The sequence below is a fragment of the Hymenobacter cellulosivorans genome, from assembly GCF_022919135.1.
GTDB lineage: Bacteria > Bacteroidota > Bacteroidia > Cytophagales > Hymenobacteraceae > Hymenobacter > Hymenobacter cellulosivorans.
Genome location: NZ_CP095049.1, coordinates 1,712,019 through 1,734,175 on the forward strand (window position 1 = coordinate 1,712,019; position 22,157 = coordinate 1,734,175).

General features: G+C 57.7%; 21 protein-coding genes. 11 read left to right on the top strand and 10 right to left on the bottom strand.

Annotated elements, in window-relative coordinates; genetic code table 11:
• Position 1: 1 nt before the first annotated feature.
• From recG to mutY, 4 genes are all read right to left on the bottom strand, one after another.
• Complete coding sequence (recG, locus tag MUN80_RS07375; RefSeq protein WP_244721712.1) at positions 2–2,095, bottom strand: ATP-dependent DNA helicase RecG; 2,094 nt, start codon at positions 2,093–2,095, stop codon at positions 2–4.
• A gap of 105 nt (positions 2,096–2,200) precedes the next feature.
• Positions 2,201–2,797: a gliding motility lipoprotein GldD gene (gene gldD, locus MUN80_RS07380; RefSeq protein ID WP_244721715.1), complete on the bottom strand. Its 597-nt coding sequence runs from the start codon at positions 2,795–2,797 to the stop codon at positions 2,201–2,203.
• Positions 2,798–2,965: 168 nt separating this feature from the next.
• Positions 2,966–3,397: a single-stranded DNA-binding protein gene (locus MUN80_RS07385; RefSeq protein ID WP_244721718.1), complete on the bottom strand. Its 432-nt coding sequence runs from the start codon at positions 3,395–3,397 to the stop codon at positions 2,966–2,968.
• 95 nt (positions 3,398–3,492) lie between these two features.
• Complete coding sequence (mutY, locus tag MUN80_RS07390) at positions 3,493–4,584, bottom strand: A/G-specific adenine glycosylase (RefSeq protein WP_244721721.1); 1,092 nt, start codon at positions 4,582–4,584, stop codon at positions 3,493–3,495.
• Between the two features lie 194 nt (positions 4,585–4,778).
• Here mutY and MUN80_RS07395 point away from each other — a divergent pair, with 194 nt between their 5' ends.
• From MUN80_RS07395 to MUN80_RS07405, 3 genes are all read left to right on the top strand, one after another.
• Positions 4,779–5,084: an HU family DNA-binding protein gene (locus MUN80_RS07395; RefSeq protein WP_100338688.1), complete on the top strand. Its 306-nt coding sequence runs from the start codon at positions 4,779–4,781 to the stop codon at positions 5,082–5,084.
• A gap of 113 nt (positions 5,085–5,197) precedes the next feature.
• Complete coding sequence (locus MUN80_RS07400) at positions 5,198–6,058, top strand: tetratricopeptide repeat protein (protein WP_244721724.1); 861 nt, start codon at positions 5,198–5,200, stop codon at positions 6,056–6,058.
• A 323-nt stretch (positions 6,059–6,381) separates the two neighbouring features.
• The gene (locus MUN80_RS07405) at positions 6,382–7,992 is read left to right on the top strand and encodes an Rne/Rng family ribonuclease (protein WP_244721727.1); all 1,611 of its coding nucleotides are present in this window, start codon (positions 6,382–6,384) and stop codon (positions 7,990–7,992) included.
• A 166-nt stretch (positions 7,993–8,158) separates the two neighbouring features.
• Here MUN80_RS07405 and MUN80_RS07410 read toward each other — a convergent pair whose 3' ends face one another.
• Entirely contained in the window at positions 8,159–8,827 is a 669-nt protein-coding gene (locus MUN80_RS07410; protein WP_244721736.1) for a porin family protein, read from the bottom strand.
• An 85-nt stretch (positions 8,828–8,912) separates the two neighbouring features.
• Between MUN80_RS07410 and gldB the strand changes: the two genes are divergently transcribed.
• Both gldB and MUN80_RS07420 read left to right on the top strand, forming a co-directional pair.
• On the top strand, positions 8,913–9,932 hold the full coding sequence (gldB, locus tag MUN80_RS07415) for a gliding motility lipoprotein GldB (protein WP_244721739.1): 1,020 nt from the start codon (positions 8,913–8,915) through the stop codon (positions 9,930–9,932).
• Between the two features lie 102 nt (positions 9,933–10,034).
• Entirely contained in the window at positions 10,035–11,237 is a 1,203-nt protein-coding gene (locus tag MUN80_RS07420; RefSeq protein ID WP_244721742.1) for a glycosyltransferase family 4 protein, read from the top strand.
• Between the two features lie 50 nt (positions 11,238–11,287).
• On the opposite strand, the gene nth is transcribed toward MUN80_RS07420, so the two are convergent.
• The 5 genes from nth to MUN80_RS07445 form a co-directional block, all read right to left on the bottom strand.
• Positions 11,288–11,977 carry an endonuclease III gene (nth, locus tag MUN80_RS07425; protein ID WP_244721745.1) on the bottom strand — a complete coding sequence of 230 codons (690 nt, stop codon included), beginning with the start codon at positions 11,975–11,977 and terminating at the stop codon, positions 11,288–11,290.
• 162 nt (positions 11,978–12,139) lie between these two features.
• Entirely contained in the window at positions 12,140–12,370 is a 231-nt protein-coding gene (locus MUN80_RS07430) for a hypothetical protein (protein WP_244721746.1), read from the bottom strand.
• The gene (locus MUN80_RS07435; protein WP_244721748.1) at positions 12,309–12,944 is read right to left on the bottom strand and encodes an RNA polymerase sigma factor; all 636 of its coding nucleotides are present in this window, start codon (positions 12,942–12,944) and stop codon (positions 12,309–12,311) included. The genes MUN80_RS07430 and MUN80_RS07435 overlap by 62 nt, the downstream gene beginning before the upstream one ends.
• A gap of 309 nt (positions 12,945–13,253) precedes the next feature.
• The gene (locus MUN80_RS07440; protein ID WP_244721749.1) at positions 13,254–13,832 is read right to left on the bottom strand and encodes a DUF6799 domain-containing protein; all 579 of its coding nucleotides are present in this window, start codon (positions 13,830–13,832) and stop codon (positions 13,254–13,256) included.
• Between the two features lie 80 nt (positions 13,833–13,912).
• Positions 13,913–14,338, bottom strand: coding sequence for a hypothetical protein (locus tag MUN80_RS07445; RefSeq protein WP_244721753.1), 426 nt, complete (start codon positions 14,336–14,338; stop codon positions 13,913–13,915).
• A 225-nt stretch (positions 14,339–14,563) separates the two neighbouring features.
• On the opposite strand from MUN80_RS07445, the gene MUN80_RS07450 reads away from it, so the two are divergent.
• From MUN80_RS07450 to MUN80_RS07475, 6 genes are all read left to right on the top strand, one after another.
• Positions 14,564–15,853, top strand: a complete 1,290-nt coding sequence (locus MUN80_RS07450; protein ID WP_244721764.1) for an MFS transporter — start codon at positions 14,564–14,566, stop codon at positions 15,851–15,853.
• A 119-nt stretch (positions 15,854–15,972) separates the two neighbouring features.
• Positions 15,973–16,554 carry an RNA polymerase sigma-70 factor gene (locus MUN80_RS07455; RefSeq protein ID WP_244721766.1) on the top strand — a complete coding sequence of 194 codons (582 nt, stop codon included), beginning with the start codon at positions 15,973–15,975 and terminating at the stop codon, positions 16,552–16,554.
• 100 nt (positions 16,555–16,654) lie between these two features.
• Complete coding sequence (locus MUN80_RS07460) at positions 16,655–17,383, top strand: head GIN domain-containing protein (RefSeq protein WP_244721768.1); 729 nt, start codon at positions 16,655–16,657, stop codon at positions 17,381–17,383.
• Between the two features lie 204 nt (positions 17,384–17,587).
• Complete coding sequence (locus MUN80_RS07465; RefSeq protein ID WP_244721769.1) at positions 17,588–19,957, top strand: TonB-dependent receptor; 2,370 nt, start codon at positions 17,588–17,590, stop codon at positions 19,955–19,957.
• A gap of 29 nt (positions 19,958–19,986) precedes the next feature.
• A complete protein-coding gene (locus MUN80_RS07470) occupies positions 19,987–20,829 on the top strand; it encodes a DUF4249 domain-containing protein (RefSeq protein ID WP_244721770.1) in 843 nt (280 codons plus the stop codon).
• Between the two features lie 164 nt (positions 20,830–20,993).
• Entirely contained in the window at positions 20,994–22,118 is a 1,125-nt protein-coding gene (locus tag MUN80_RS07475) for a FecR family protein (protein WP_244721771.1), read from the top strand.
• The last annotated feature ends 39 nt before the right edge of the window (positions 22,119–22,157 follow it).

The following is a 22,157-nucleotide window of genomic DNA, read 5'->3' on the forward strand; positions in this document are numbered from 1 at the left end:
CTTAGCTGATGCGGCTCCAATTGACGGCCGTAGCAGGCAACGACTCAATATGACGCCGGATATTGAGATTCTGCGGTTGGCTCAGGCTCGGGTCTTCGCTCAGTAGTTGCTGAGCAGCGGCTCTTGATTCTGTTAGAATACGACCGTCCTTGGCCAGATCGGCAATGAGTAGATCCAGCACGCCGCTTTGCTGGGTGCCCATCAGGTCGCCGGGGCCGCGCAGCTTCAGGTCGATGTCGGCAATTTCGAAGCCGTTGTTGGTCCGCACCATGGTTTCGATGCGGATGCGGCTGTCTTTGCTAAGCTTGTAGCCCGTCATCAGGATGCAGTAACTCTGGTCGGCGCCCCGGCCCACCCGGCCCCGGAGCTGGTGAAGCTGGGAAAGACCAAACCGCTCGGCGCTTTCAATGACCATAACCGAGGCATTGGGCACGTTGACGCCCACCTCAATTACGGTGGTAGCCACCATAATCTGAGTTTCGCGCTTCACGAAGCGCTGCATCTCGTAATCTTTCTCCTCGGCCTTCATCCGGCCGTGCACGATGCTGATTTCAAACTCTGGAAAAGCTCGGGCCACGCTTTCGTAGCCGTCAGTCAAATCCTTATAATCCATCGTTTCCGACTCCTCAATCAGCGGATACACGATGTAAACCTGGCGGCCCAGGTTGATTTGGTCGCGCAGAAACTGGAATACCTTCAGCCGGTTGGCATCATAGCGGTGCACAGTTACTATGGGCTTGCGGCCCGCTGGCAGCTCGTCAATCACCGACACGTCTAGGTCGCCGTAGAGCGTCATGGCGAGGGTCCGCGGAATCGGCGTGGCCGTCATAACCAGCACGTGGGGTATCACGTGGGGGTTTTTCTGCCATAGCTTCGAGCGTTGGGCCACCCCAAAGCGGTGCTGTTCGTCCATGATGGTCAGGCCCAGGTTGCGGAACTGCACCACGTCTTCCAGCAGAGCGTGGGTACCGACGAGCATGTGCATGGTCCCGTCGCGCAGCTGCTCGTGCAACACGCGCCGCTCTGAGGTACGGGTGCTGCCCGTAAGCTTGCCGAGCTTGATGCCGAGCTGGTCGGCGTAGGCTTTGAGGCCCACGTAGTGCTGGTCGGCCAGAATTTCGGTGGGCGCCATTAAACAGCTCTGGGCCCCATTGTCGGCGGCCATGAGCATGCTGATGAAGGCCACGATGGTTTTACCCGAGCCTACGTCGCCCTGCAAGAGGCGGTTCATCTGCTTGCCGGCACAAAAATCCTTGTAGATGTCATGGATAACCCGTTTCTGGGCGCCAGTCAGGTCAAAGGTCAGGTGGTTTTTGTAGAAGTCGACCAGGGTCGGGACTTCCTTAAAGATTTGGCCGGCCAGGGTTACTTTACGCTGGTCGCGCTGGCGCAGCAGCTTGAGCTGCACGTAAAACAGCTCCTCAAACTTAAGCCGGAACCGGGCTGCCTGCAGCAGCTCAGTGCTCTGCGGAAAGTGAATTTGCTGGTAAGCATCAGCCTTGCCCATCAGGTTGTACTGCCGGATCAGGTCCGGCGACAACGACTCCTGCACATAGGGCAGCGCGATTTTAAGCAAGTCGCTCGTCATCCGCGCAATGGCCTTGCTGTCGATGCGGTGGTAGTTCTTGAGCTTCTCGGTAGTGTTGTACACCGGCTGCAGGTAGCTCTGGCCGGGCTTAGCTTCCGAGACCTCCTCCAGGTCGGGGTGGGCCATCTGGGGCCGGCCGTTGAACACGGTAGGCTTGCCAAAAACGATGTACTCCTGATGGTTCTTAATTACCTTTTCCAGGTAGTTTACGCCTTTAAACCAGACCAGGTCCAGCTCGGCACTGCCATCCGAGACCTTCGCTACGATGCGCTTTTTGGGGCCTTCGCCGATGACTTCGCGGTTGCGCAATACGCCCTTTACCTGTACGTAGGGCAAGTCCTCGGTCAAATCTTCAATCTTATAAAACTGAGTGCGGTCCAGGTAGCGGAAGGGGTAGCGCTGAATCAAATCACCATAGGTGAAGATCTGCAGCTCCTTCTGAAGCAGCGTGGCACGTTGGGTGCCCACGCCCCGCAAACTCTCGATTTTGGTATTGAAAAAACTCATTTCACTTAACAGTCAACATCTATCATTCAACAATTCCTCCCCGGTTACCTGCGCCTTGTAGGTGCAAGCAGGCTTGTTAAATGTGAATCGATAAATGTCAAATGACTACTTGAATTTCAGGGTGTTGAGCATGTGCACCACGTCCTTCTTCACGTAATCGATAACCGGGGCCAGAGAGTCGTTGGCCGTAGCCGAGCGGAAGTACAGGGCCCCGCGGAAGAAGTGCGTAGTGCTGTCGGTGGTATAGAACTGGAACTGGCTGGGTACCTCCCCCGAGAGCTCAAAAACTGCTGCTCGCAAGCCGCTAGGGGTTTTGATGACGCTTTCGTCGATGGCCGAGGCCTTGATCTGGTGCTTGGCCGTGAGCTTGCGCGCGTCTTCCAGGAGTTTGTTGAACAGTTTCTTATCCTGCTTGATAGGCATGTAAGTAATCTGGACGTTGGCCTGCAGCTGGGGATAGTAAATATTAATCCAGTGCGGCTGGGCCAGATACGATGAGTCCCGCAATACCTTGGCCTGCCGAGAATACTCGAATGTGTACGGGTGTCCGGGCCCGAGCTGCTGGTAGGTAGCAGTGGGCAGGTCAATCCGGTTATAACCCTTGGGCTTGGGCGTATAATCAGCCGGCGACGAGCAGCCAGCCAGCAGGAGACCAAAGGCCAGAACGGCACTCAGACCGCGCAAAAGAGAAGAATCAGGCATGTAGCACAAGGCAGATTTACTGTTTCCAAAGGTAACCAGAATCGGCTACGTGGGCAGCAGAGAAGCAGACCGCGTTAGGGGCTAGGGTCTAGGCCCACGGGATTTAGAACCAACGCAAAAAGCCCCGGCGACGTGCCGGGGCTTTAGAAAAACGCTTGTGGCGAACCGCTAGAAAGGCAGTTGGTCAATTTCGGGCTCCTGGCGGAAGGTCTGGGCTTCGGCGGGCTGCTCATTGCCCTGACCGTTGCCTGCCTGTCCATCAGCCTGGGGCCGGCCGCCCAACATGGAAATTTCGTCGGCTACAATCTCGGTGATGTAGCGCGTCTGGTTGTCCTTGTCCTGGTATTGCCGGGTGCGCAGCTTGCCCTCCACATAGATCTGCTGACCTTTCTTAAGGTACTTCTCCGCCATTTCGGCCAGGCCGCGCCAAGCCGTGATATTATGCCATTCGGTCCGCTCGACGCGGTTGCCGGTTTTGTCTTTGTAGTAGTCATTGGTGGCCAGCGTGAAGTGAGCTACGCTCGAGCCGCCTTCCAAATGCCGAACCTCGGGGTCTTTGCCCAGGTTGCCTACCAGAATTACTTTGTTGATGCCAGCCATTGCTTGGTTGTTAAGTAGTTAAAGGTTGTGGATAGAATATCTTTACCTCTTATAAAAATAGGCAATCATGATTATATAACCAAATATTTTAGTTTTTATTTCCAGGATTTGTCAATGTAATTAGCAATTAGCACGGGCTTTGGCAAATCGTGAGCCTGCGCCGCGGTGAATGGCGCCAGTCCCGAAGCCTGCAAGGCAGTAGCTGACAACGGCTGCACCAACTGTACCGAATGGAACCGGGCTTCCACCTTCTGATGACTCAGCACATGCCGTAAGGCCAAAACCGGCTCTTCTGCGCGGGCAGTATCAATTGTGCCGCCGAGGTCTTGTACTGCCTGCGCCAGCTCCACTGCCGGCAACTCGGCGGCCTCAGTTTCAGTTAGGGCAAAATCATAAAGCCCTTGCCAGATGTCTTTAGTAGTGCGCTTCTTCAGATACAGCGTGTCGCCGTGCCGCAATACTATATAATGGAAGTAGCGGGTGCGGCCCGCCTTGGCCTTGCTCTTGACCGGTAGCTCCTGTACCATGCCGTGCTGAAAGGCGTAGCATTGGCTTTGCAGCGGGCAAAACAGGCAATCGGGCTTCACGGGAGTGCACTGAATGGCCCCAAACTCCATTATGGCCTGGTTGAACTCGTCGGGAGCCGCAGCCGGAATCAGGGTGTCAGCCAGCGCCTGAAACTCCTTACGGGTCGCCGGGGCAGCTATGTCGGAGGTAATACCAAATACTCGGGCCAACACCCGGTATACATTGCCGTCTAGTACCGCTACTTTCTCCCCAAATGCAAACGAGGCAATAGCAGCAGCCGTGTATTGCCCCACACCGCGCAGCTTAAGCAACTCGTTGTATGTATTGGGAAACACACCCGCGTACTCGCGCACGACCTGCTGGGCCGTGTGGTGCATGTTGCGGGCCCGCGAATAATAGCCCAAGCCCTGCCAGTGGCGCAGCACCTCATCCTCGGGTGCTGCGGCCAGATCGTGTACGGTCGGATAGGTCGTGCTAAAGTCGAGGTAGTAGGGTAGGCCCTGCTTGACCCGGGTTTGCTGCAGAATAACCTCTGAGAGCCAGATGAAATAGGGGTCGCGGGTGTGTCGCCAGGGCAGGTCGCGGCGGTGGCGCGGGTACCATTCCAAGAGAGCCTGGGCAAAATAGGGGTGGGCAGGGGCGAGAACGGAAAGAGGCAAAGATTTGATATATAGAGGTTTGAAGAACAAATGGGACGCTAAATGGATTGCGTAAAAAGTATTGCAAAACCAAAAAAGGGGGCTACCTTTGTGGCCCGAATTCTTAAGCGAACAGCCTACCGGGCAAGGGCTTACGTGTTGAATCGGGAGTTTTGCCCAGCATACATTTTTCACACCTTAGTACACATACCAGCGTGACTAAAGCAGAAGTAATCGCCGAAATCGCCGACAAGACCGGCATTGAGAAGACCGACGTATCGGCTACCGTTGAAGCATTTTTCAAAGTGGTAAAGGATTCGATGGCCGATGGCAACAATATCTACGTGCGTGGCTTCGGTAGCTTCGTAAACAAGAAGCGGGCAAAGAAAGTCGCTCGTAACATCTCAAAAAACACTTCGATCATCATCGACGAGCACTTCATCCCGAGCTTCAAGCCGTCGAAGACCTTCATCGGTAAGATCAAAAACAGCAAGAAGATCAAAGAGACGGCTCAGGCCTAATTTTCTTTCTTCGTAACATTGCCGGCCGAGCCGCCGGGGATTCCAAGTTTGGGAGCCCGGCGGCCTGCTTTTTCCACATGGCTGCACGTCCTTCTTCGCATCAACTTCTTGTTTTGGCCGTCGCCCTGGTGCTGGTGGCCGGCCTGTTTTTGCTGCCGAAGGGAATTGTAAAACCCAAGGAAGGCAAAAACGAGCTGAACCAGCAGACGGCGGCCCGTACTGCCAACCGCGACAACGGCGCGGCCGCTCCCTCTACGGCTTCCGTAGAAGGCAGTGTGCCAGCCGGTGCTACCCCAGAGCAGCCGCACATGGCGGTAGCTCCGGAGCAGCGCCGCGAAATCAGCGGCTTGCTGGCCAAGTACTCGGCCGAGCGTGACCCGGGAGCGAAGCTGCGGCTAGCCACCGATCTGGCCGCCAAGTACCGCGCCGTCGAGAAATTCGACAGTGCCGGCTACTACCTCGAGCAGATTGCCGTGGCCCGGCCCGGCGAACAAACCTTGCAGCGTGCCGCCGATGCGTACTACGAAGCTTTCAGCTTCGCAACGACCGAGGAGCGCGCCAAGTCGTTGGGCGCTAAAACCCGGGAGCTGTACGAGCGGGTGTTGAAAAACAACCCGGACAACCTCAAGGCCAAAACCAACCTGGGTATGGCCCTGATGGCCAGCGACAACCCCGTAGCGGGCGTGAGCCTGCTGCGCGAAGTGCTGGCTGCTGACCCCAAAAACGAAGAGGCTATCTATAACCTGGGTATCCTTTCGTTGCGGAGTAATCAGAACGACAAAGCAGTGGAGCGGTTCCGGGAGTTGACGGTGGTAAATCCGGAAAACGCCAACGGACAGTTCTACTTGGGCGTATCTTTGGCCCTGACCGGCGCCAAAGAAGATGCCCGTAAGGCCTTCACCAAGGCCAAAAGCTTGAGCACGGACCCCGGCTTTACGGCTTCGGTGGACGAGCAATTGCAAAAATTGAATTAAGTTTTTTTACAACCCTAACCTCATCAACATGCCCTGCGGTAAAAAGAGAAAGCGTCATAAGATTGCCACTCACAAGCGGAAGAAGCGTCTGCGCAAGAACCGTCACAAGAAGAAGTAAGCCCTTTTCGGGTTTGCTGGCGGCCAACTAACCCTGTTAGGCTGAGCCGTCTATCTCTCACGTAGAGTATCTCGAGAGTGGCTAAAAGTTCGCTTTTCCCGTGGCTAAGAAGGGAAGCTGGTGCCTTGTGCACTGGCTTCCCTTTGCCGGTTTCGGGGGATAGGGCTGCGGCTAAACTTGGTGCTCTCTTAACTTATCTGACCCATTGAGTAACGAATTAGTCATTAATTCTACTCAGGAAGGAGAACGGATTGCCCTGCTCCAGGATAAGCGGCTCATTGAATACCACTTTGACCGCAACGACACCAACTATTCCGTTGGTGACATCTTCCTAGGCACGGTCAAGAAAGTTATGCCCGGTCTGAACGCCGCGTTCATCGATATCGGGTATCAAAAAGACGCGTTTCTGCACTACGGCGACTTAGGGGAGAACTTCCCTTCGCTGCTGAAGTGGAGCAGAGGCGTACAATCGCAGAAAATTACCGTCGGGGCGCTCAAGAACTTCCAGTTCGACGGGCAGCTCGACAAAGTCGGCAAGGCCGCCGACGTCTTCAAGAAGGGCCAGCAGCTGCTGGTTCAGATTGTGAAGGAGCCGATTTCGACCAAGGGGCCCCGCCTGAGCATGGATATTTCCATGGCGGGCCGCTACCTGGTACTGGTTCCTTTTTCGAATACCATTAGCGTATCCAAGAAAATCGTCAGCAAGACGGAGCGGGAGCGGCTCAAGCGGCTCATTGCCTCCATCAAGCCCGACAATTTCGGCGTGATTATCCGCACTGTGGCCGAAGGCCGGGAGGTGGCTGAGCTCGACCGGGATATGCAGAGCATGACGGCCAACTGGGAACAGCTCTTCAAGTCTTTGCGCTCGGCTAAGCCGAATGACAAGGTGCTGGGCGAGCTGGGCCGCACCAGCTCCATGCTGCGCGATATGCTCAACGAAAGCTTCGACTCCATTACAGTGGATTCGGCGCCGATGTACGAGGAGATGCGCAGCTACCTCCAGAAAATTGCGCCCGACAAGCTCGGTCTGCTCAAGCTCCACACCGGTAAGGTGAAAGTGTTTGAGCACGTGGGCATTGAAAAGCAGCTTAAAACACTGTTTGGCAAGACCGTAACGGTTCCCGGCGGTGGCTACCTGGTGATTGAACACACCGAAGCCCTGCACGTTATCGACGTCAACTCGGGTAACAAGAGCAACCAGGAAAGTGACCAGGAGGCTACGGCCCTCATGATCAACATGCTGGCGGCCAAGGAGGTAGCGCGGCAGCTGCGCCTGCGCGACATGGGCGGCATCATCGTCGTCGACTTTATCGACATGAAGAGCCCCGAGAGTCGCAAGAAGGTGGAAGATGCCGTGAAGGACATCATGAAGAACGACAAAGCGCGCTTCACGATCCTACCGATTACCAAATTCGGGCTGCTGCAGATTACGCGGCAGCGCGTACGCCCCGCCGAGAACATTGTAACCGGTGAAGTGTGCCCCACCTGTGGCGGCACGGGCAAGATTTCGGCCTCTATCCTCGTAACGGACGAAATCGACAACAGCATTGAGGACCTGCTGGTTACCCAAAATCAGTCGGGCATCACGCTGTACGTGCACCCCTTCCTGCACGCTTATTACACCAAGGGATTGGTGTCGAAGCAGATGAAGTGGTATTTGAAGTATTATAAGTGGGTCAAGATCATGAAGGATACTTCCTTGGGCTTGACTGACTACCGCATCGAGGATGAGCGGGGTGAGGAAATCGAAATACATTCCCCCGCCGCCGCCATGAGCCGCCTCCAGGACCGGGAGGTGGAAGAAATTACTGATTGACGGTTTTTCTGCGAAAACCTTCCTGATAAGAAGAAAGCCCCCGCTGTTCTGGATTGAGCAGCGGGGGCTTTTTCTCTTTAGGGCTTTCTGATAAAAGGTCAGGCGTACTTCGCAGAGGGCGGATGGCTTCGCCCTGCTCGCAATGACCCGCCTTTTAGCACATTAGCTAAAACTTCAAGCCTAAATCCAGGGCGAATTCGTTGTTTTTCAGCGTGACATCTTGGAAGCCATAGTCTTTGTCGAAATACTTATCGATGTTGACTAGGCCGCGGTGGTAGGATAGGCCGCCGAAGACCTTGGTGCTTTGGCCAACCTGATACTCGGCACCGGCGCCGATAATAACGGCGGCGTCCGGTACGATGAAGTGCTTAATCGACTCGCTTTCCTTGGCGCCGGGCGCGATGTAACGCTTCCCGTCATTGATACGGCCCGCAATCAGCGCGCCGGCTGAACCGCCCAGCTGGAAGTACAGCTTGGTGTCGGTGGCTACATCGTTGGTGAACAACTTCACCGTAATGGGCACTTCCAGGTATTGCAGACTGATTTTCTGCGTCTCATCATTCCTGGTATTGGCATCGTAGTAGCGGATGGTACCACCTTTGCCCGTCAGCATTAGCCCGCTACTAAAGGCGTAGTTTTGGCCGAAAAAGTAGTCAACCACCAGGCCGCCGCCGAGGCTGAGCTTACTCTTGTCGTTGCGGAAGTTTAGGGCCGAAGGCGAGTCGGTGCGCAAGTAAGTGATGGAAGGAGAAAGTTTTAAGCCAATTTCAACTTGCGCCGAGGCCGTGCCCGCCGACGCACCCAACGTCAGCAGTGCGAGAAGCAATTTTTTCATAAGAAAGAGGAAAAGAGTCAGGCTTTAGACGAAAGACAGCCTAGTGGCGTTTCGTTTTGGCTATTTTCGCCCTAAAGATAGAAGCGTGACTTACATTCCTGCCTACCTACGCCGTTTACTGTTCAGTTTTCTGAGCTCTGGCCTGCTGCTCAGCAGCTGCACGTCCAACGAAACCTGCTCAGCCGACCCGGAAGTGGCCAAAGTGCCCGTAACCGTGCAGCTAGAGCGGCTGGAGCAACCGTTCTTCAAGATTAGGACCGTGGCTGAAGCCAAGCAGTTTCTGCGGCAACAGCCGCAGTTTACGACGTATTTTCTGGGGCGCAAGCAGTTTCCGTCGGAAGATATCCTGGCCCAAAAGCTGGTAAGCTTGTCGACCAACGCGGGCCTGCAGAAGCTAGGGCAGGAATCGGAAGCTGCGTTTAAGGACACACAGTCGTTGCAGGGGCAACTGAAGCAGTTATTTCAGCACGTGCGCTACTATTTCCCAACTTTCCAGGTGCCGCCGGTCAAGACTTTTGTGAGCGGGCTGAGCCAGGATTTGTTTGTGAATGACAGCCTGATGGTGCTTAGCATCGACTTTTTTGCCGGCCCCAAAGCCAGCTACCGGCCCAACGTGCCCGAGTACATTCTGCGCCGCTATGAGCCGGCTTACCTGATTCCCACAGCGGCGCTGGCCATTTCCAGCAAGTACAACCAGAAAAAGCTCACCGACCAGACTATGCTCAGCGAGATGGTGCAGTTTGGTAAGTCGCTGTACTTCGCCGAGAAAGTGCTGCCCTGCACTGCCGATACGTTGCTCATTGGCTTTACAGGACCGGAAATGGCCAACCTGCAATTCAACGAAGGCAAGGTCTGGGCGCACTTCATTGAGAAGAACCTGCTCTATAACACCAGCCCGTTTACCATCCAGAAGTATATTGGGGAGCGGCCCAACGTGCCCGAAATCGACAAAACCTGCCCCGGTCGGGTAGGGGCCTGGGTCGGCTGGCAGATCGTGCGCAAGTACATGGCCGACCACCCCAACGTGACCCTGGCCCAGCTCATGGCCCAGAAAGACCCGCAGCGCATCCTGAATGAGTCGCGCTACCGGCCGAAGCGAAAGTAATTTTAAATGCTGTAGCCTACATGGTGAATGGGAAGACCGATTTTATAGTAGCACTCCCCTCCATAATTCAGCCTTCAGCATTCACCACTCATCATTTCTGCCGTGCACATTGCCGTTTTCAGCCAGTACCACACTAATCCTGACTGTCCGGCAACGAGCCGCCATTACTCTTTGCTGGCCCACCTAGCGAAGTCGCACCGCGTTACGCTTATTACCACCCGCACCTGGGAGGCCCAGCGCCTGACGCAGGCGTATCCGTGGTTGCCGGAGGGCGTAGAAATGCGGGCCGCTGAGGTGCCCTACGAAAACAAGATGGGTGTAGCCCGGCGGGTGCTGTCATTTGGGCAGTATGCTGCTTACGCCGTGCGGGAAGGCCTGAAGTTGGAGCGGCCCGACGTTATCTGGGGCATTTCCACGCCCCTAACAGCTGCTTGGGCTGCGGCCCAAGTAGCCAAGCGGCGCGGTGTGCCGTGGGTGTTTGAGGTGCAGGATCTGTGGCCGTCCTTTCCTATTGCTATGGGAGCTGTGCCCACGCGCTGGGCCCAAAACCGGTTGTTTGCCCTCGAAAAAAGCCTGTACCACAGTGCCCGCCACATTCTGCCTTTGTCGCCGGATATGACGCGCTACGTCGAAAACCGGGGTATTGCGCCCAGCAAAATCACGACGGTGCTAAACGGTACTGATTTGGATTTGGCCGCGCTGGCCACTCCCGAGAATGTAGCCAAGCTGCGTGCCGAGTCCGGGCTGGAGGGTAAGCAGGTTATTCTCTACGCGGGCACCTTCGGGCGGGCCAATGATATTCCGACGTTGGTAGCCGCCGCCGAGGCCCTGGCTCTGGCGCAGCCCGGCGTGGCATGGCTATTTATGGGTCTGGGGTTTCACGAGCCCCTGGTGCGGGCCGCTGCTCGGCGCTGCCCGGCTATTCGGCTGGTGCCACCTCAGCCCCGGCACGCCGTGTTTAGCTGGTTTAAGCTGGCCGATATTTCCGTGGTATCCTTTCTCGATCTGCCCGTGTTGGATGCCAACTCCCCAGCCAAATTCTACGACAGTCTGGCCGTAGGCACTCCGGTAGTAGTCACCAATCAGGGCTGGACGAAGCAGCTGGTAGAGCAGCAGGCCTGCGGCTGGTATGCCCCGGCCGGCAACGCTCCGGCCCTGCAGCAATTGCTAACCGATGTACTGGCTCAGCCCCAGCTGCTAATCGAAACCGGTCGCCGGGGGCAGCAGGCAGCGGCTACCCAATTTAACCGGCAGCGCATTGCCCAAACCATTCAAGAAATCCTCGAAACCAGTTCCGTAGTTTAAACCTGGGAGAACTAGTTTTGTACTAAGTTGTACTGATTACTCTGGAATTCTCAGATTTCCACGGTAGTGGCGGGGTCTAGGTCCGCGGCGCTGGGCTTGCCGAAATGGGAGGCGTAGTACTTGCAAAAGTCCTTTAGCGGGCAGATTCCGCACTTTGGCGTGCGGGCCACGCACACATAACGGCCGTGCAGAATTAGCCAGTGGTGGGCTTTGGGAATTAGCTTCTCGGGTATATAACGCACCAGCTCTTTTTCCACTGCCAGGGGTGTCGTGGCTTTTTGGGTTACGAGGCCCAGGCGGTGCGACACCCGAAAGACGTGGGTATCGACGGCCATGGCGGGCTGGTTGTAAATGACCGAGACGATGACGTTAGCCGTTTTACGGCCCACGCCCGGCAGGCGCTGCAGCTCCTCAATCGTGCTGGGTACCTCCGAGTTGAATTCCTCGACTAGCAGGCGGCCTAAGCCCGCCAGGTGCTTGGCTTTGTTATTGGGGTAAGAAACGCTGCGAATAAACGGAAATATCTCCTCGGCCGAAGCCAGAGCCAGGTGAGCCGGCGTCGGAAATTGCTCTAGCAAAGCCGGCATAATCTGATTGACGCGCTTATCGGTGCACTGGGCACTGAGTACCACGGCCACAATCAGCTCGTAGGGGTTGCCGTAGTGCAGCTCCGTTTTGGGCTCGGGAAAGTGAGTCGTGAAGTAATTGAGGAAATGGCGGAACCGCTCGGGCTTGCGCATGGCTGGAAGCTGATAAGCACTGGAAGAGCAGCAAAATAACGCCAAAAAAAGTCATCCTGAGCTCGGCAGGCTCTCCTTACTGCCTGCCGAACACCCTTAAAGAGGGTGGTGCAGAACAGCAAGCCGGCTTGCAAGCTCAGGATGATAAGGGAGGTTAATCTTTTACCCAGCCTTGAGAAAAGTGCGGGAGTACTGCAGAATTGAATCGGTGGTCCGCTTGCTGGGGGCACTTTTAAGGCCATCCAGGCAGCGCTGGGCTAGGAGGAGGTCGGCGCAGACGGTTGCCAGTTCGGCGTCGTGGAGCAGGGCGCGCTCAATCTCCTGGTGCTCATTAGCCGGCAATTCGTTGTATACGTACCGGAGCAGCTTCTCGTGGGTAAAGGTTTTGATCATAGAAAACGGGTTGTGCGGCCATCTTCTTCCGCAGGTTAATCAGCGCGTAACGCATGCGTCCCAACGCTGTGTTGATGCTAACCCCCGTCGCGTCCGCAATTTCCTGAAAGCTCATGTCGCCGTAATGACGCATGATGAGCACTTCTTTCTGCACTGCGGGCAGGTCTTGGATTAGCTCCCGAAGACGGGCGTGGGTTTCCTCACGGGTGATGGCAGCCTCCGCTCCCTCTTCTGCCAACGACAACGAATTGAACGCATGACTTGTTGTGTCAAGATTTAATAAAGGACTGCGTTTTTCGCGGCGGAAAAAGTCAATTGCCAGATTATGAGCGATACGGCAGATCCAGGACGAGAATTTTCCTTCCTCGTTGTAGCGGCCACTCTTCATGGTGTGGATAGCTTTGATAAAGGTATCCTGCAGCAAATCTTCGGCGACGTCTTCATCGCGCACGATCAGCATAATCGTGGTGAAAACGCGGCTTTTGTGCCGATCTAGCAATAGGGCAAAGGCATCTTCCTTACCGGCGATGTAAAGGGTTATGAGAGCGGAGTCGCTCGGCTGCAAGGTGTCCATAAAGGCTACGGGTTAGAGGAACGTAGAGCTTTAGGCCATAGAGTGCAGTTGCCGGTGAAATCGAGAAAGTTTCTGAAGAGCAGATGAAGTTTCCAAATGTAGAAAACGGCAACACCATTCGCAACGAGTGGTTGCTTCAAAACCAAAATAATTTTTGCCTTTTGAAACAAATTATTGAATAGAGTATATCAACTATTTCAAATTGAAGGCACTAACGAAAAAATTTATTGCCTCTGGGTTCGTTATCGCGGGCATTTTAAGCTAAAAAAGCCCGCCAAAGCGGGCTTCTACACGGGCCGGGTGAAAAGATCAGCGGCGGAGCTGGGAGTCAATGGTCTGGAGCTGGCTATCGATAGACGCCGCCCCAGGATTCTGGCCAACGGCAGTTTTGGCACGCTCGGCAAGGCGGTCGGAAAGCTGCTCGAGCAGCTGCAAGCGCTGCTCGGTGCGGCGCAGCTCGTTGGCCAGGCGCTGAGGTACCGGAGTCAGGACGGTGGTACCGGGCAACTGGGTTTCGGTGGGCTGTCCGGTGACCTGGCGGGCGCGCTGCTCGATGGCCGGCGCCGACATCATGTCGTCGGTGAAATTGACGATGTTACCCTGCAGATTGACAGCCTTGCCCTCGGACAGCATCTGACGGGTGCCATCTTTGCTGATCATGATGCCATCGGGGCGCACCACTAGGCCGTTGTCCATCGTGACGGGGGCCGAAAGGCGAGACATCTGGCCAGCCTGAATGCGCATGGTAAGTCCGTTGCGGCGAGCTACGCCGTCTTTCAGGGAAGGTGCCGCCGCCGAAGTGGCCGGCGGCGTGGCTTGAGCCAAAGCGGGAGCGGCAGACAGCAAAAGGCCGGCGAGGGCAAAGCAGGCAAGCGTGGCGTAGTGCATGATGGCGGGCAGAGGTGGAAACCAAATCAACCAGGCCACAGCGGCCGGTACTGCTGCTGACGCGCTTTGCTGCGGGAAGGTTACGCGTTGGACTCGTGGGCCCGGCGGCGGGCCAGCCAGTCGGTGGCCTGGCCTTCGTCGCTGAAGAGGCGCACGTGGCAGTCGGCGTTGGAAACCAGCGGTGCCCCATTCTCCTGATCCACGTTGCTCAAATGGGCTGGCGACATCAAAAATGCCAAATACACCCGGCCGCCGAGCAGGGGCGTGAGTCGGGGCAGAAAAGTGGACAGCACCCACTGGGTGGAGTCTTCGCTGATGGTGCCGCGGCGGCGCAGGTCGAGCAGCCAATAGCGGACTTTCTGGGGGGCGGCTACGCGCAACGTAGCCTCATAGCCCTGCTGCACTTCGGCCGGGCTGACCTGGCGCAACCAGCGGCCCAGCAGCGTACCCAGGTCTTCGCGCAGGGTAAGCTCCACAAAATCGGCAACGGCAGTGACAGTAGGCACGGGCATCGGGGGAGAAGGGTGAACGGCCAGAAAACCAGCGGGGCAGGCAAGTAAGATAGGTAAATCGGGGAATTATACAAACCCAGCCCCGCGGAAAACCGGCGTAGAACTCGGCTTTACGGCTCTTCTACGCGCCGTCTGTGCGCTAGAGCCCGACCTGAACCGTGACTTTTGGCCCCACTTTCGGTTTACCTTTGCCCTGCTTCCTTCTCCTGTTCCTGCTTTATGGCTGCTGATACTTCGCCCACATCCCACGACCCGTACGCGGCACTCCGAATTCCTGATTTTCGTCGGCTGATTTCGGCCCGGGTGTGTTTCACGGTGGCTACCAGAGTGCAGGGCCTGGTGGTAGCCTGGCAGATCTTCCGGCTGACCAACGACCCGTTGGCCTTGGGCTTCATCGGGCTGGCCGAGGCGCTGCCCAGCATTGGCGTCTCGCTGTACGCCGGGCACGTAGCCGATTCGGTGAAGCGCAAAAACATCATTATCGTGACCGTGGCGGTGCTGCTGCTGTGCGCGGCGGCGCTCTGGGCGCTGGCCTCGCCGGCGGGCTTGCCGCTGCTGGCCAAGGGCTCGTTGTACACGCTGCCGCTGTACGTAGTTATCTTTATCAGCGGCATTGCCCGCGGGTTTCTGGGGCCGGCCTTGTTTTCGTTTATGCCCCAGCTGCTGCCTAACCGGGATAAGCTGGCCAACGCCATTACCTGGAACAGCACGACCTATCAGGCCTCGGCGGTGCTGGGGCCGGCCATTGGCGGCTATCTGGTGGCCCACCTGGGCGTGGCCAACTCCTACGCCGTGGCTACGGCCTTGCTGCTGCTGGCTTTGCTGCAATTTGCTGGTATTGCCTCACGGCCCTTGCCGCCGCGGGAGGGTGAAAAGCTGAGCTTGCAGGAAAGCGTGCTGAGCGGGCTGAAATTCATTTTCAGCAATCAGCTGGTGCTGGCGGCCCTGGCACTGGATATGTTTGCCGTGCTCTTCGGCGGGGCCGTGGCGCTGCTGCCGGTATTTGCCGTGGATATTCTGCACGTGGGGGCGGCCGGGCTGGGCCATCTGGAGGCGGCGCCGGCCGTGGGCTCGGTACTGATGGCCGTAGTGCTGACGTATTTCCCGCTCAAGCGCCACGCCGGGCGTAAGCTCCTGTGGGCCGTGGCCGGCTTCGGGGCCGCTACCATTGCCTTTGCCTTGTCCACCAATTTCTGGCTGTCGTTGGGACTACTGTTTCTGACGGGCGTCTTCGATTCGGTATCGGTGATTGTGCGCTCCACGCTGATTCACACCTACACGCCGGAATACATGAAGGGCCGAGTCTCGGCCGTCAACAATATCTTCATTGGGTCGAGCAACGAAATCGGGGCCTTCGAATCGGGGGCGGCGGCCAAGCTCATGGGGGTGGTGCCCTCGGTGGTGTTTGGCGGCATCATGACCATTGTGGTGGTGCTCTTTACAACCTGGCGGGCCGACAAGCTGCGGAGCCTGGATATGACCCCGCCCAAGCCTGAGCCGGTAGCCTAGACCGGAATTATGTAGCATAAGTATGTGAGGGAAGCGTAGCCAGAACGCTATATAGTGTAGATTTGCCCCCGAATTATGCCACTTCCCGGCACCTTATGGCTTAGCGGCCACCCCGCGCTATGGCTACTTCCGATACCTCCGACGCGTTAGAAGCGCGGCTGGCCCACTTACGGGCCACCGACGCCGAAGCCTTTATGGAGGTGCTGTTCCGGGAATTCTACCGCCCTTTGGGCAACGTGATTCAGCGGGTCGTGAAAGATAAGGAAGCCACCGAGGACCTGTTGCAGGACGTGTTTCTGCGCATCTGGAACGGCCGCGAGACGCTGGTTATCAGCACTACCTACCGGGCCTACCTGTACCGGGCGGCCCTGAATGCGGCCCTGCGCTACCAGGAGCGGGGCCAGCGGCAAGTAGCCTGGGACGATGCCCCGGCCGCCGCCGAGCCCCGCGAAGACAATGCCCTGCACGCTCTCTACCACCGGGAAGCCGAAGACTCAGTGGAAGCCGCCCTCGACCAACTGCCGCCCCAGTGCCGGGTGGTGTTCACGATGAGCCGCTACGAGGAAATGAGCTACCAGGAAATTGCCGACACCCTGGAAATTTCCCCTAAAACCGTGGAAAACCAGATGGGCAAGGCCCTGCGCATTATGCGGCAGCAGCTCAGCAGCGTGCTCAAAAACCTGTATTCATTGCTGCTGTAGCGTGGCTTAGAAAAATATTTTCGCAGCGGCGTAGGGGTAGGAGCCGGGTTGCGGATCAGAGAGGAAAGCATTCATTTCCTGACCTCAACTTTTTCCGGCTATGAAAAACCTCTTCTGCCTCAGCCTACTGACTTTGACCCTGGGCCTGACCGCCTGTGACTGCGACGACGTCTTCCCCGACAAAGTAACCGGCAGCGGCCCGGTGGTAACCGAAAACCGCACCGTGGCCAACTTCTCCCGTCTCGACCTGAACGTGGATGCTGAAGTATTCTTAACCCAGGGGCCCAGCCAAACGGTGCGCGTAGAGGCACAGCAAAACATCCTGGATGTGCTGCAAACCAACGTGAGCGGCGAAAAGCTGTCCATCCGCTACGGCCGGGTAAATGTGCGCCGGCACGAGCCCGTCAAGGTGTTTATCGTGACACCGAGCCTGAGCGACGTGGCCGTGTCGGGCTCGGGCAACGTGGTGGGGCAAAGCGCCTGGCGGACCGATAACCTGGACCTGAGCCTGTCGGGCTCGGGCGGTATCGAACTGGCTGTGACCGGAACCCAGAACCTGCGCACCGATATTTCGGGCTCGGGGAAGGTGCGCCTGGCCGGCGATGCCCGCCGCGCTGACGTGCATATCAGCGGCTCGGGGGCCGTCGAGGGCTACCCGCTGACGGTACAGCAGGCTGAGGTCAGCCTGAGTGGCTCGGGCAGCACCTACCTGACCATTACCCAAGCCCTGAATGCCTCCATCAGTGGTTCGGGCAAAGTCTACTACCGGGGCCGGCCCAGCGTGACGGCCCACACCTCCGGCTCAGGCCGGGTAGTAGATGCCAACTAGCCTGGGCGAGGCTTCCGGCAAACTTTTACAAACGGACAGGGCCGTTTGCCCAAATCGACGGGACCTTTTTCAAAATCGTCCCGTCGATTTCAAAAATGAACGGGTTCGTTTTTTCGCCTCTCTGACAGTATTTATGCCGCTGGCCCGTCTGTCCAGCCAATGCTCACTCTTCTCTTTGTCTGAACTTCATTTGCTCGTGTAGCTATGCTTCGACTTATCACGCTTTTATCCCTGCTGTTTCTCCTGCTGACCCCTGTTGTCTGGGCGCAGCCAACGGGCCCGGCCGCTACCGGCAAGGTAACGGTGAGCGGTTACCTCAAAGATGCCGCCAACGGCGAGGCCCTGGTGGGCGCTACGGTGGTGGTGAAAAGCATTGGGGTGGGCGCCACAGCCAATGAGTACGGCTTTTATTCTCTGACCTTGCCCAGGGGCACTTACACCATTACCTATACTTTTCTGGGCTATGAGCCCCAAAACGTGACGCTTACGCTAAGTGAAAACGTAACCCGCTCTATCCGGCTCGGCGCCCAGGGCCTGCAAACCGGCGAAGTAGTGGTAACCGGACGCAAGCCCGACGAGAACGTGCGCAGCACCGAAATGGGCACCAACCGCCTGGATATGAAAACCGTGAAGCTGGTGCCGGCTTTGCTGGGCGAAGTCGACGTGATTCGCAGCATTCAACTCCTGCCCGGCATCAGTACGGTGGGCGAGGGAGCCTCGGGCTTCAACGTGCGCGGTGGGGGCGTGGACCAAAACCTGATTCTGCTCGACGAGGCCCCGATTTACAACGCCTCCCACTTGTTTGGCCTGTTCTCGACCTTCAACCCTGATGCCGTTAAGGACATCAAGCTGGTGAAGGGCGGCATCCCGGCCCAGTACGGTGGCCGGCTTTCCAGCCTGCTCGACGTGCGCATGAAGGAAGGCAACACCCAGCGCCTGGGCGTGAGTGGGGGCGTGGGGCTGATTATGTCGCGCCTGGCCGTGGAGGCGCCCATTGTGAAAGACAAAGGCTCGTTTATCGTGGCCGGGCGGCGCTCCTACGGGGACTTGTTCCTGAAGTTCGTGCCCGACCAGAAAGACAACCAGGCCTATTTCTACGACCTCTCGGCCAAGGCCAACTACACCCTGGGCGAGAAGGACCGGCTCTACGTGTCGGGCTACCTGGGACGGGACGTGTTTGCCTTCGGCAAGGCCTTTAAGAATACGCTGGGCAACCGGACCGGCACCGTGCGCTGGAACCACGTGTTCAACTCCCGGCTGTTTGCCAACGTGACGGGCCTGGTCAGCAAGTACGACTACGGCCTGGGTGTGCCTGAGGGCAACCAGTCGTTTGAGTGGAAGTCGAACATCGTCAATTACAGTCTCAAGGCCGACTTCAACTACTACCGCACGCCCCAGAGCACGCTCAACTTTGGGGTGAGCAGCATCTACTACACCTTCCTGCCCGGCCAAGTCACGCCGCTAAGCCCCACGTCTATCTTCCGGCCCATTGCCCTCGACAACCAGCAGGCCGTGGAGTACGGAGCCTATATCGACAATGAGCAGACTTTTTCGCCCCGTCTTTCGGCCCAGTACGGCCTGCGCCTGAGCATGTTTGACTACCTCGGCGGCGGCACCGTGTACGACTACGAAGGCCCCAACGGCCGCCAGAAAACCCCGGTCAACCCCCGGCAGTACGGCAGCGGCGAGGTCATTAAGCGCTACCCCAACCTGGAGCCCCGGGCCTCGCTGCGCTATGTCTTGACTGACAACAGCTCCTTGAAAGCCAGCTACAACCGCATGGTGCAGTACATCCATCTGGTGTCGAATACCACGGCTTCCTCGCCCCTAGACGTCTGGACGCCAAGCACCAAGAATATCAAGCCTGAGCACGCCGACCAAATTGCGCTGGGGTACTTCCGCAACTTCCAGGACAACGCCTACGAAGCCTCGGTGGAAGTATACGGCAAGCGCATGGACAACCAGATTGACTACATCAACGGGGCCAATACGCTGCTGAATAAGAACCTGGAAGCCGAGCTGCTTTACGGTCGGGGCCGGGCCTACGGGGCCGAGTTCTACGCGAAAAAGAACGAGGGCAAGATGACGGGCTGGATCAGCTACACCCTGAGCCGCTCGGAGCGCCAGATAGACGGCATCAACAACAACGACTGGTACGTGAACAAGTACGACAAGACGCACTACCTCTCGGTGGTCGGCATCTACACCCTGTCGCCGCGCTGGACGGTGTCGGGCACGTTCAACTACAGCACCGGCATTGCCACCACCTTCCCCGACTCCCGCTACGTGTACCAGGGCCTGGTAGTGCCCAACGTGAACGGCGACGTGCGCAACAACTACCGCGTGCCGGCCTACCACCGCCTCGACTTGGCCGCCACTCGGGAAGGCAAAATTGACCCCAGTAAGCGCTGGCACAGCAGCTGGACCTTCTCGGTTTATAATGCTTATGCCCGCCGCAACGCCTACAGCATCTATTTCCGCCAGAACGAGGACAACCCGGCCAAAACCGAGGCCGTGCGCCTGGCCGTGTTCGGCTCCGTGCTGCCTTCGGTGTCTTACAACTTCAACTTCTAAGCTTCGGCTTGCTTACCATACCAGTGCTTATGAAACGTATAGCTGCTTTTCTGTTTGCCGCCGGCCTGCTTTCCCTTTCCAGCTGCGTTGATGTAGTCGACGTAAAAATTCCCGAAGGCAAGCCCCTGCTGGCCGTCGAAGGGGAAATCACCGACCAGCCCGGCCCATACTACGTCACGCTCACCAAGACGGCTCCTTACTTCGACGAGGCCGAGTTACCCCGCGTAACCGGCGCCGTGCTGACGCTGGAAGACAGTGAGGGCAACCGCGAAACGCTGAAGGAAATCAGCCCGGGCCGCTACGCTACCAGCACGCTGCGGGGTAAAATCGGCAACCAGTACGTGCTGACCATTAAGGCCGAAGGGGAGGAATACCGGGCCGAAACCGAAATCCGCCGCACGCCCGAAATCGACAGTATCCGGGCCGAGTACCGGGCCAAGTCGCCGACCGACGACGAGGGTTACTACATCCTCTACTACGGCGAGGAACTGCCCGGCGTGGGCGACTACTACCGGTTTACGGTGTACCACAACGGCCGGCAGCTCAACCAGCCCGGCGACCTGATTGTGACCAACGACGAAATGGTGGACGGCAAGTACATCAACGGCGTGGAGCTGACCGACGAGGAAGGCGCGGGCGGCGTTCCGTTCAAAAAGGGCGACAAAGTGCGCGTCGAAACCATGTCCATTCCGCGCGACTATTTTTACTTCCTGAACGAAATGGAAACCCAAATCAACAACGTGGGCTTGTTTGCCACTCCGCCGGCCAACGTGCGTACCAACGTCCGCAACGTGCAGCCCGGCTCCGAGAAAGTTGCGGTGGGCTACTTCGCCGGCCACACCCTGCGCGCCGATTCCTTGGTGATTGAGTAGGTATCTAGTTATTTGTTGCTAGTTATCAGTTCTTCGGTTTGGTTACTTACTGCCTTCATCATGTAGAGTTCTTCTGGAATCAATGGCATATTTGTGTTCCCGCTTACCGTTCAGCTCCTGGACTAACGCGGCTAACAACTGACAACTAATAACGAACAACTAGCATGCTCCACCCCGAAGCTGAGGCGCCCTGGGATTTGCTGGCCAAACACTTGGCTGGCGAAGCCACGCCCGGTGAGTTGGAGCAGCTGCGCACCTGGGTTTCGGCCGACCCCAAGCGCCTGGGCCTGCTCACCGACGCCACCCGGGCCTGGGAGCGGACCGGCGCGGCCACCGTCGCCGACTTGTTTAGCGACGCGGATGTGGAAGCAGCCTGGCAACGGTTCCGGCCGAAAATGACCGGGGCCAAACCCGCCGCCGAAACCCAACCACCACTACGAGTAGTGCGCTCAGAGCGGGCCACTTCCACCTCCGCCGAGGCCGAGCAGGAAGCCAAAATCATTCCGCTGCGGCCCAATCCGCTACCTTCCCTGTTGCGCATTGCGGCCACTATTCTGCTGCTAATAGGGGTGGTGTACGCCATGCAGAACTACCGGCGCGAACTGCTGCCCACCCCGCCCGTGGCCGTATCGGCGGGCTCCCAGAAGCGCCTGGTAGCCCTGCCTGACGGCAGCAAAGTCTGGCTCAACAAGCACTCGACGCTGGAATACGCCGCCGACTTTAGCGGGGGCAGCGGCCGGGAAGTAAAACTCACCGGCGAAGCCTTCTTCGAGGTGCAGAAAGACCCCGAGAATCCCTTCACGGTACTCAGCGCGGAGTCGCGCACCCGGGTGCTGGGCACCTCGTTCAACGTGCGCGCCTATGCGGCCGAAGACTCGGTGGAAGTGTCGGTGGTGACGGGCAAGGTGGCCTTTGCCAGCCGTTCCACCCACCAGGATTCAGTGCTGCTCACGCCGGGTATGCGGGGCGTGCTGCTGACGTCGGCGGCGGCCAACGTGCCGGTGTCGGTGCGGCAGACGGCCACCGCCGACGCCAACTTCCGGGCCTGGCAAACCGATGAGCTGGTGTTCGACAATACTTCCCTGGCGCAGGTCATCCGGACGCTGCGCACTACCTTCGGCACCACCATCACCGTGGCTGACAGAGACCTGCTCAAATGCCGCTTCACGGGTACATTCCGCCAGCCCAACCCGGCGGAGGTGCTGCAAGTGGTAAGCGTAGCGACTAATGCCACGCTGGCCGGCGACGCCCTCAACGGCTACATCCTCGGCGGCAAAGGCTGCGAGTAACCCGAGTCGGGCCGCCTGACTTCTGGCTTTCCGACTTTC

What these genes read in the sequence shown, in the direction of transcription:
- recG (WP_244721712.1), bottom strand. Translation starts at nt 2,095, where the DNA reads ATGAGTTTTTTCAATACCAAAATCGAGAGTTTGCGGGGCGTGGGCACC.
- gldD (WP_244721715.1), bottom strand. Translation starts at nt 2,797, where the DNA reads ATGCCTGATTCTTCTCTTTTGCGCGGTCTGAGTGCCGTTCTGGCCTTT.
- MUN80_RS07385 (WP_244721718.1), bottom strand. Translation starts at nt 3,397, where the DNA reads ATGGCTGGCATCAACAAAGTAATTCTGGTAGGCAACCTGGGCAAAGAC.
- MUN80_RS07410 (WP_244721736.1), bottom strand. Translation starts at nt 8,827, where the DNA reads ATGAAAAAATTGCTTCTCGCACTGCTGACGTTGGGTGCGTCGGCGGGC.
- nth (WP_244721745.1), bottom strand. Translation starts at nt 11,977, where the DNA reads ATGCGCAAGCCCGAGCGGTTCCGCCATTTCCTCAATTACTTCACGACT.
- MUN80_RS07430 (WP_244721746.1), bottom strand. Translation starts at nt 12,370, where the DNA reads ATGATCAAAACCTTTACCCACGAGAAGCTGCTCCGGTACGTATACAAC.
- MUN80_RS07435 (WP_244721748.1), bottom strand. Translation starts at nt 12,944, where the DNA reads ATGGACACCTTGCAGCCGAGCGACTCCGCTCTCATAACCCTTTACATC.
- MUN80_RS07440 (WP_244721749.1), bottom strand. Translation starts at nt 13,832, where the DNA reads ATGCACTACGCCACGCTTGCCTGCTTTGCCCTCGCCGGCCTTTTGCTG.
- MUN80_RS07450 (WP_244721764.1), top strand. Translation starts at nt 14,564, where the DNA reads ATGGCTGCTGATACTTCGCCCACATCCCACGACCCGTACGCGGCACTC.
- MUN80_RS07455 (WP_244721766.1), top strand. Translation starts at nt 15,973, where the DNA reads ATGGCTACTTCCGATACCTCCGACGCGTTAGAAGCGCGGCTGGCCCAC.
- MUN80_RS07460 (WP_244721768.1), top strand. Translation starts at nt 16,655, where the DNA reads ATGAAAAACCTCTTCTGCCTCAGCCTACTGACTTTGACCCTGGGCCTG.
- MUN80_RS07465 (WP_244721769.1), top strand. Translation starts at nt 17,588, where the DNA reads ATGCTTCGACTTATCACGCTTTTATCCCTGCTGTTTCTCCTGCTGACC.
- MUN80_RS07470 (WP_244721770.1), top strand. Translation starts at nt 19,987, where the DNA reads ATGAAACGTATAGCTGCTTTTCTGTTTGCCGCCGGCCTGCTTTCCCTT.
- MUN80_RS07475 (WP_244721771.1), top strand. Translation starts at nt 20,994, where the DNA reads ATGCTCCACCCCGAAGCTGAGGCGCCCTGGGATTTGCTGGCCAAACAC.